The organism is uncultured Allobosea sp., assembly GCF_945957345.1.
GTDB lineage: Bacteria > Pseudomonadota > Alphaproteobacteria > Rhizobiales > Beijerinckiaceae > Allobosea.
In genome coordinates this window covers 64,468-72,898 of the sequence record NZ_CAMFKW010000026.1, presented here as the reverse complement: position 1 = coordinate 72,898, position 8,431 = coordinate 64,468, and the positions used below count along the sequence as shown (strand labels likewise).

At 62.8% G+C, this 8,431-nt stretch carries 9 protein-coding genes and 3 pseudogenes; 7 read left to right on the top strand and 5 right to left on the bottom strand.

The window, feature by feature from the left end; translation table 11 throughout:
* The first annotated feature begins 115 nt into the window (after positions 1-115).
* The 4 genes and pseudogenes from Q0Q36_RS14460 to Q0Q36_RS14445 all read left to right on the top strand — a co-directional run.
* A complete protein-coding gene (locus Q0Q36_RS14460; protein ID WP_293798885.1) occupies positions 116-1,102 on the top strand; it encodes an ABC transporter ATP-binding protein in 987 nt (328 codons plus the stop codon).
* Positions 1,095-1,931 carry an ATP-binding cassette domain-containing protein gene (locus Q0Q36_RS14455; RefSeq protein ID WP_293798890.1) on the top strand — a complete coding sequence of 279 codons (837 nt, stop codon included), beginning with the start codon at positions 1,095-1,097 and terminating at the stop codon, positions 1,929-1,931. Before Q0Q36_RS14460 ends, Q0Q36_RS14455 begins: the two co-directional genes overlap by 8 nt.
* A gap of 252 nt (positions 1,932-2,183) precedes the next feature.
* Positions 2,184-2,291 (top strand): annotated as a pseudogene (locus tag Q0Q36_RS14450) (helix-turn-helix domain-containing protein); the annotation flags it as partial.
* 102 nt (positions 2,292-2,393) lie between these two features.
* Positions 2,394-2,735 (top strand): annotated as a pseudogene (locus Q0Q36_RS14445) (ATP-binding protein); the annotation flags it as partial.
* Here Q0Q36_RS14445 and Q0Q36_RS25120 read toward each other — a convergent pair.
* Positions 2,627-3,307, bottom strand: a complete 681-nt coding sequence (locus Q0Q36_RS25120; protein WP_367187175.1) for a metallophosphoesterase — start codon at positions 3,305-3,307, stop codon at positions 2,627-2,629. The pseudogene Q0Q36_RS14445 and the gene Q0Q36_RS25120 overlap by 109 nt on opposite strands.
* An 18-nt stretch (positions 3,308-3,325) precedes the next feature.
* On the opposite strand from Q0Q36_RS25120, the gene Q0Q36_RS14435 reads away from it, so the two are divergent.
* Entirely contained in the window at positions 3,326-3,919 is a 594-nt protein-coding gene (locus Q0Q36_RS14435) for an HAD family hydrolase (RefSeq protein ID WP_293798883.1), read from the top strand.
* A 4-nt stretch (positions 3,920-3,923) separates the two neighbouring features.
* Positions 3,924-4,274, top strand: a complete 351-nt coding sequence (locus tag Q0Q36_RS14430) for a DUF2384 domain-containing protein (RefSeq protein WP_293798882.1) — start codon at positions 3,924-3,926, stop codon at positions 4,272-4,274.
* A 3-nt stretch (positions 4,275-4,277) separates the two neighbouring features.
* Here the strand turns inward: Q0Q36_RS14430 and Q0Q36_RS14425 are convergent, their stop codons facing one another.
* Positions 4,278-4,535, bottom strand: coding sequence for a WGR domain-containing protein (locus tag Q0Q36_RS14425; protein WP_293798881.1), 258 nt, complete (start codon positions 4,533-4,535; stop codon positions 4,278-4,280).
* A 221-nt stretch (positions 4,536-4,756) separates the two neighbouring features.
* Here Q0Q36_RS14425 and Q0Q36_RS25115 point away from each other — a divergent pair.
* Positions 4,757-5,571, top strand: a pseudogene (locus Q0Q36_RS25115) (IS5 family transposase).
* Here the strand turns inward: Q0Q36_RS25115 and Q0Q36_RS14410 are convergent.
* The 3 genes from Q0Q36_RS14410 to Q0Q36_RS14400 all read right to left on the bottom strand — a co-directional run bounded on the left by Q0Q36_RS14410 (position 5,542) and on the right by Q0Q36_RS14400 (position 8,424).
* Entirely contained in the window at positions 5,542-6,387 is an 846-nt protein-coding gene (locus Q0Q36_RS14410; protein WP_293798878.1) for an ABC transporter permease, read from the bottom strand. The pseudogene Q0Q36_RS25115 and the gene Q0Q36_RS14410 sit on opposite strands and share 30 nt — an antisense overlap.
* Positions 6,371-7,303, bottom strand: a complete 933-nt coding sequence (locus Q0Q36_RS14405) for an ABC transporter permease (RefSeq protein WP_293798877.1) — start codon at positions 7,301-7,303, stop codon at positions 6,371-6,373. The genes Q0Q36_RS14410 and Q0Q36_RS14405 overlap by 17 nt, the downstream gene beginning before the upstream one ends.
* A 71-nt stretch (positions 7,304-7,374) precedes the next feature.
* Positions 7,375-8,424 (bottom strand): membrane dipeptidase, encoded by a 1,050-nt coding sequence (locus tag Q0Q36_RS14400; protein ID WP_293798876.1) that lies wholly within the window; start codon positions 8,422-8,424, stop codon positions 7,375-7,377.
* Between the last annotated feature and the right edge of the window lie 7 nt (positions 8,425-8,431).

The window sequence follows — 8,431 nt, the reverse complement described above, 5'->3', positions numbered from 1 at the left end:
TTCGTCGCCATTGCCGCAGTCAAACTCTGGCTACCCTTTGTCCACGAAGCCTAGTGCTCGCGATCAACGTGTTCGGCGACTCCCTGAAGAAGATCACTAACAAGCGGGGCCGGATGTGAGCACGCTTCTGGATGTCAGGAACCTCTCGGTCGTGCTGCCGACTTCCAAGGGGCCCCTTCACGCCGTGCAGCGCGTCAGCTTCTCGGTGGAACGCGGCGAGACGCTCTGCATCGTCGGCGAATCCGGCTGCGGCAAGTCGATGACCGCGCTGGCGATCATGGACCTGCTGCCGCCGGGAGCGAAGCGCAGCGCCGATGCGCTGATCTTCGACGGCGACGAGCTGTCCCAGCGGAGTGGCGCCATCGCCGGGCTGCGGGGCCGCCGCATCTCGATGATCTTCCAGGAGCCGATGACATCGCTCAATCCGGTCTTCACGATCGGCGACCAGTTGACGACCGTCTTCCGAAAGAACGGCAAGGGCTCGCGGGCACAGGCGAAGGAGCGCGCGCTTTACCTGCTGGAACGCGTCGGCATCACGCATGCGCCCCAGCGGCTCGGCCAGTATCCGCACGAGCTCTCAGGCGGGCTGCGCCAGCGGGTCATGATCGCGATGGCGCTGATGTGCGGGCCCGACCTGATCGTCGCCGACGAACCGACCACGGCGCTCGACGTCACGGTGCAGGCCGAGCTCCTGCATCTGCTGATGGAGCTGCAGAAGGAGTTCGGCATGGGGCTGGTGCTGATCACGCATGATCTCGGCATCGTCTCGCGCATCGCCGACCGCATCTGCGTGATGTATGCCGGCCAGGTCGTCGAAAGCGGGACGCCCGCGCAGATCTTCGGCAGCTCCCGACACCCCTATACGACCGGCCTGATGTGCTGCCTGCCCAGCAATGCGCGCAGCGGCGAGGCGCATCTGGCGACGATCCGCGGCACGGTGCCGTCGCTCGTCGGCGAGCTGCGCGGTTGCCGCTTCCGCGAGCGCTGCGACCTCGCGCGCCCCGCCTGCGACGACGATATTGCCTTGCTCGAGCACCCGGGCGGGCATCTCGCGCGATGCATCGTGACCGCTGAGGAGACCAGCCTTGCCTCCCGTGCCTGACAACGCGACCGATGGACCGGTCTTCGAGCTGCGCGACGTCCGCAAGACCTATCATGTCCGGGACGGCGCCTGGAGACGGCGCCCGCTTCATGCCGTCGACGGGGTCAGCCTGACCGTGAACCGCAGTGAGGTCCTCGGCATCGTCGGCGAATCGGGCTCCGGCAAGACGACCCTCGCCAAGCTCATGCTGGGGCTGACCCAGCCGACGAGCGGGGACGCGCTGCTGCACGGCCGCTCGATGGAGACGATCGACCGCCGGCAGGTTTCGCGGGAGGTGCAGTTCGTCTTCCAGGATCCGTACTCCTCGCTGAACCCGTCGCGCTCGATCGAGGATGCCGTCGCCCATCCGTTGCGCCTGCACGGCATGGGCAGCCGGCTTGAGCAGTTGAAGCGCGCGCACGATCTCCTCGACCTCGTCGGGCTGCCGAAGCGTACGCATGCAGCCTTTCCGGGCCAGCTCTCGGGCGGGCAGCGCCAGCGCGTCGTCATCGCGCGAGCATTGTCCCTGCGGCCCGGCGCCCTGATCTGCGACGAGCCGACATCGGCGCTCGACGTATCGGTGCAGGCGCAGATCCTCAATCTGCTCCACGACCTGCGCAAGGAGCTGAAACTGACCTACGTCTTCATCAGCCATAACCTCGAGGTGATGGAGCACATCGCGGAGAACATCGCTGTGGTCTACCGCGGAAAGATCGTCGAATACGGACCCAAGGCCGAGATATTCGAGAACGCGCAGAAACCCTATACGAGGCGGCTGCTGGCGTCGGCGATGACGGTCGCACCGGGCGCCGGCATTCCCCGGCTGGAAGCCCTGCCTACGGCACGATAGACGAAGAACAGAGTTGGCTCGGGGAAACTGGACAGGTCGGATAAGTGGAGTTTCTGCCTGAAGGCGGCATGATGGCCGCGACAGGAGAAACCATGACGAAACGACCGCGGCGGAACCACACGTCGGCCTTCAAGGCGAAGGTGTGTTGATTTCCGCCGAGAAGTGACCCGTTAGTGGAGTGCGCCCCTTGAGGCGGACAGCGTGACGGCGGGCAATTGACCGAGGAGCCGGGCTTTCGAAGGATGAAAGCCCATGGTTCGACATCGTTCCCACAGTATCGAATTCAAGCGCCAGGTGGTTCAGGATTACCTGGCGGGCGAGACGCTCCACAGCCTCGCTCGACGACACGATCTGTCGCGCAACCTGATCCGCATCTGGATCCAGAAGTTCGAGGCCAGCGCCTTCGACGACGAGGCCGCCGCCGCCGATAATTATTGGATTACCCGGCCGGTCTCGTCGGAATCCGCAGTCAAGCTGCTGATCGTCGACGAGCTCGGCTATGTGCCGCTGTCGCCGACCGGCGCCGAGCTCCTGTTCGAGGTCTTCTCGCAGCGCTACGAGCGCGGCTCGACCATCGTCACCTCGAACCTGCCCTTCGAGGACTGGACCTCGGTCCTGGGATCGGAGCGGCTGACCGGCGCGCTTCTCGACCGGCTGACCCACCACGTCAGTATCCTCGCCATGAACGGCGACAGCTACCGCCTCAGGCAATCCGCCGGCCGCCGGCGCGCCACCGCCGCGGCGGAGCAAAACCAGGCCACCGCCGACGAAGCCGATCCCGAAACCGGCGAGATCATCGCCTGAGCAATCCGGCAGCGCGATATGGCCAGGGCCCCGATCGGGGCCCTCGCCATATCCGCCGCTCCCCAACGCCAGTGGCCTGCTTTTACTCCGCCACGCTGGCCTGGAATCCGACCGCCGTTGACAGGCATGAAACGGCTGATGTGTCCGTTGGCTTCGCGATAGCGGATCAGCCTGTGATCATCTAGCTCATCGCCGGCGAGCACCATGGATGCCTTCGGTGTTCCGAGCAGGCGGTAGTCGGTCCAGAGGGTGCAACCGATGAAGCGGACGGAGCCAATAGTGATTGCCGCCCGGTGAAGGAGATGAACGCGTCCGCCAGTGCGAGCAGCAGCCTCGAGACCCGCAGCAAGGTTGTCCTGCAGAACCGAACCGAAGAACTCGTGATTACCGGGGACGAAGACGACAGGCTTTCCCTGCAGCTTGGGAGCTTCAGCAAGCCATTCTACGGCCGCGGCGCAACTGCCGTGAACGTCGCCGGCGATCACGGCGATATCGAATTCTTCACCGGGCTCAGGAAGAGCGACAGGCGCGCTTTGCTCAGCGTGGAGATCGGATAGAATCCAGAGGCGCATGCGACGGAGATACCGCGATTGACGACCTTGGGAAATCGGTGGCTGGGTAGGGCAGGGGTCCGCGCGGTTTGCTTCGACGCTTTCGGCACTGTCGTTGAGATTGGCGACAAGCGCCGGCCGTTCCGAGCGCTCCTCGGTGAGTATCCGTCAGGCGCTAACGCCAACCAGGTCCTGACGCAGCCCCTGGACCTTCGATCCGTCGCGAGATCACTCACGGCCGGGCTCGACGTGAATCGATTGGGCGAGCTCGAACGCGATCTGCAGGCCGAAATTACCTCGGTTCAATTGCGCGACGGTATCGCCGATATCTGGAAGAAGCTGCAGCGGGAAGGGATTAAGATCGGAATTTGTTCCAATCTAGCAATGCCTTATGGGCCTCCATTGATCGCTTGCCTGCCCAGCGCTCCGGATGCATTGGTGCTTTCCTATGAGGTGGGCTTGGCAAAGCCTGACCCGGCAATCTTCCACCTCGTGTGCGAAAGGCTCGGGTTCGCTGCCCAGGAGATTCTATTCGTAGGCGACACGCAATCGGCCGACATCGATGGGCCCAGGGCGATCGGGATGCCGGCGATACACATTTCGGAGTTCACAAAGAGCTTTGAGGAGAGATGAGGCGATGCAGGATCGAGACTCCGCAAGTGCCGCCTCGGCTCTCATGGAAGCCACAAGCCATCGGCTAGCGAGGCGACTGGGAATAACGGTCGCCGAATTGGATCGGCTAGTCGGTTTCGAGGGCAGCACCGGGGCCACGAAGCAGGCTTCGGAAAAGGTTGACGCTGCCTTGAGCACGATTGAGATGGTTCTGAAGACTTGGGCCGAGATGGCCGGTGAGGAAGCGGCTACCCGGTTTAAGAGCCTGCCGCTTCCAGGCTTGTCGGGAAAGACTGCGTACGATTTGGTCGCCGAGGGACGCGCGCCGCTGGTGCTCGAATATCTCGAGACAGTTAAAGCCGGGGTCTACACCTGATCCTCACGGGCCGCGATCTGATTGATAGCCTCGGGCTCGCTTCGTCCGGACAATTTCGTCCTGGGCGGCTTCGGCCTCCGCAGTTGTCTCGAAGAGATCGACCCGGCGCCGCCCAATTGACCCGATCCGCCCCCATTCTCGAACCAGGGAAGTACCGCCGAAGAGGGTAGGGGAGGTCGACAGCGAATAAAACCGCTGCATATTGCGCCCGCGGTCAATGCGATAGAGCGTCGACGGGCTTGAATATTCGAAGCTTGCCATGTCCGGATGTGATCCCGGATCAGGGGGCGTGACTAATTGAATTGTTGAATCAAGATTGCTGAGATGATTCAAATTTTTGATACGCTCTGCGCGCTGAGAATGCGTCGCCCTTCGGCCAATTCAATTAGTTACATAGATTTGACATCTTTGCGCTGACTGTGCACGAGCGTGCATCAAACCGGCTAGCGCTCGTTGACAAAGGTTGACTGCGGAATCCGGTTTTGATTCAAGGCTCCTCTTTGGAGGCAGCCTTGGGCGAATGGATTGGTTTGACGGACGAGGAATGGGCGCTGATCGGTCCGCTTCTTCCTGCTGAACGAGGGCGCGGCTGCCGCCCTGCCCAGGACAATCGACGCTATTTCGAAGGCATGATGTGGATGGCGCGCACCGGCGCACAATGGCGGCATCTGCCTGACGAATATGGCAAGTGGAACAGCGTCTTCCGCCGTTACCGACGCTGGGTCGAGACCGGCGTATTCGAGGCGATGCTCGAAACCCTGGCCGAACTGGTCGAGCGGGATCGAAGCGCCGACATGATCGACAGCACGGTTGTCCGGGCACATCATTGTGCGGTCGGCATAAAAAGGGGGCTCAGCAGGCCGAGGCGCTTGGCCGATCGCGCGGCGGCTTCACCACCAAGCTCCATGCCCGATGCGATGCAAAAGGCCGTCCGCTCGGTTTCCTCCTGACGCCCGGGCAAACCCACGACACCCAGGGCTTTGCGCCCCTTTTCCGGATGATTTCCGACCGGATCGAGGCGTTCCTCGCTGACAAGGGCTACGATGCAGACGCCATCCGCGAGGAGATCGCTGAGGCCGACATCGAAGCCGTCATCCCGGCAAAGAGCAATCGGCGCGAGCCCATCCCGCACGACAAAGCCAAATACAAATGGCGCAACCAGATCGAGCGGCTCTTCAACAAGCTCAAGAACTGGCGACGCGTCGCGACCCGCTACGACAAGACCAAAGAATCCTACCTCGGCTTCGTCGCTATCGCCGCAGTCAAACTATGGATACCCTTTGTCCACGAGCGCTAGCGTGAAGAGAGCGGCGCCCGGTATAGTGATCAGCCAAGGGTCGAACAGGACGTTGGCCTTCCCTTCCTGGAGCATGAGCCCCCAGGACGGCAGGGGCGCCGGTACGCCGAGCCCAAGGAACGACAGGGCCGCCTCGAGCATGATCGCTTGCGCGATCTCGACCGTCATCACGACGAGCAGCGGCGGAACGATGTTCGGCAGGATCTCGTGGCGGACGATCTGCCAATGGCTGGCACCCTGGATCTGCGCCGCCAGCACGAAGTCACGCCCGCGCAACTGCTGCGTCGCGGCCCGCATGACCAGCGCGTAGCGGTCCCACAGCAGCAGCCCCAGCACCGCGATGACGATCTCGAACGAGGAGCCGACCATCGCCACGACCGCTAACGCCACCAGGATGACCGGAATGGCGAGTCGCGCCGTGATCACGAATGAAATCGCCGCATCGACCCGGCCGCCGAAATAGCCGGCCGTCACGCCCAGTGCCGTGCCGATGAAGCCGGAGACCAGCGCGGTCACGAAGCCGATGGTCAGCGAGATGCGCGCGCCGTAGATCAGCCGCGAGAGATAGTCCCGGCCAAGATGGTCCGTGCCCAGCCAGTGGGCATGGTCCGTCCCTTCCATCCAAAAGGGCGGAAAGGTCCGCCGCAGCAGGTCCTGCGCATAGGGATCGTAGGGAGCCAGCAGGGGCGCGAAGATCGCGGCCAGGGCGATCAGCAGGATGACGAGCCCGCTCAGATAGAGGCTGGCCTTGCCGAAATCGATCTTCGGCGTGAGCCGGCGCCGAGGCCGCTCCGCGGCGTCAAGCAGGGTTGCCATAGATGCTTCTCATGCGGGGATCGATCCAGGCGTTCAGCAGGTCGGACAGGAAGGTGAGCACGATGTAGACGAAAGAAAAACACAGCACGAGCGCCTGAACGGTCGACAGGTCGCTGCGCTGGATCGATTCAAACGCGAGCCGGCCGACACCATTCAGGGCGAAGATGCTCTCTATCACGATCGACCCCGCCAGCATCGAGCCGAATTGCGCGGCCGAGACGCCGACGACCGGGACCACGGCGTTGCGCAGCGCGTATTTGAAAAGGATCAGCGAAGCCGGGATGCCCATGGCCTTGCTGGTGCGGATGTAGTCGGCCTCCAGGGTCTCGATCATGCCCGCGCGGGTCAAGCGCAGCATGGTCGGCATCGCGAAATAGGCCAGGGCCAGGGACGGCATCACGAAATGGAGCCAGGTTTCGGAACCCGAGGTCGGCAGGATCTGCCAGTTGACGCTGAAGGCGATGATCATCAGCAGGGCAAACCAGAAGGTCGGCATCGCCTGGCCGACGGCAGCGAAGACGAGCACGAGCTTGTCGACGAGACCGTCTTGCCAGCGCGCCGCCGCGATGCCGAGCGGCAGCGCCACGGCAACCGCCAGCAGCATCGCCGAAACGCTGAGCGTCAGCGTCGTGCTGACGCGATCTGCGATGAGCGTCGCTACCGGCTGGTTGAAATAGATGCTACGGCCGAGATCGCCCGTCAGGAGGTGCCCGAGCCAGGACAGGTACTGGACGGCGAGCGGCCTGTTGAAGCCGAGCGCCTCCCTGATGCGGTCCGCATCCGCCGCCGTCCCGGCCTCGCCCGCAATCTTCACGGCCGGGTCGCCGGACGCGAAGATCAGGAAAAAGGCCACCAGGGAGATCAGCAGCATCAGCAGCAAGGCCGAGACCGCGCGCTGTGAACAATATGTGAGCATGCAGCCCTACCGAGATTCCGTGCCGATTCTCCAGTCCGGGCGAGCCGCAAGGCTCGCCCGGCGCATGATCGCTACTTCCAGACCTGACCTGCGACGCGCAGGAAGTTCAGCCCGAGGATGCCGCGCACATTCTGCTCGCTGTAGCCGTTCCGGAGCATGGTGTCCGTCAGTAGCAGGAGTTCCTCGGGCAGGACGTAGTCGGCCCGCATATGGGGCTTGCCGTCCAGCAGCGGCCACATGCTGGGGTTGGCGTCCTGACTGTCGAAGAACGGCTTGGGGTTATCCAGATAGTCCAGGGCGAGCCCGACATGCTCAGGCCCCGCCAGCGACACGATACGGTCGAGATGGCGGAACATCGCTTCGACGCTGCCCGCCATGTCGCCCAGGAAGAAGCCGCAGCCATTGACGCCGATGACGCCTCCGGTCGCGGCGCAGGCCTTGATTTGGTCGTCGCGGATATTGCGGTAGTGAGGATAAATGGCGTGCGAAACACAATGCGAGAAGATGAATGGCCCCTCGCAGACTTCGATCGCTTCCATAGAGGTGCGATAGCCGCAATGTGTGCCATCGACTAGCATGCCGACCCGGTTCATCTCCTTGATGACCGTGACGCCGAACCGGCTGAGACCTGAATCAGTCTCCTCGGCACAGCCGTCGCCGACGAAGTTCTTCATATTATACGCCATCAGCATGTGGCGCACGCCGAGCTCGAAATAGACCTCGATCATGTCGAGGTTTCGCTCAAGCGGATTCGTCTCCTGCAGGTTGAAGATCAGCGCAGTTTTGCCGTTGGCCTTCGCCGCAAGGATGTCGTCGACCGATTTCGCCAGGACGAAGTCCGAACTAAGCCGCCGTACCATCGAGTGCACCGCGCCGATGTTCTGGGTTGTGCCCTGGATCGAACCCGGAAAGTCGTTGATCGTTAGCGAGACGAGGTCGCATCCGCTGTTCCGGTAGCGGAATATCAGTTCGTCCGACATCCAACCTTTGCCGAAGGGAAGAGTCATGTCCCAGACCAGTGCGTCGGCGTGGATTTCCTTCGCCCGATCACTGACCTTAGCCCTTACCTCGTCATAAACGCGGCTGGGGACCTTGTATGGATAGCGCGTTGATTGGTTCATAGCAATT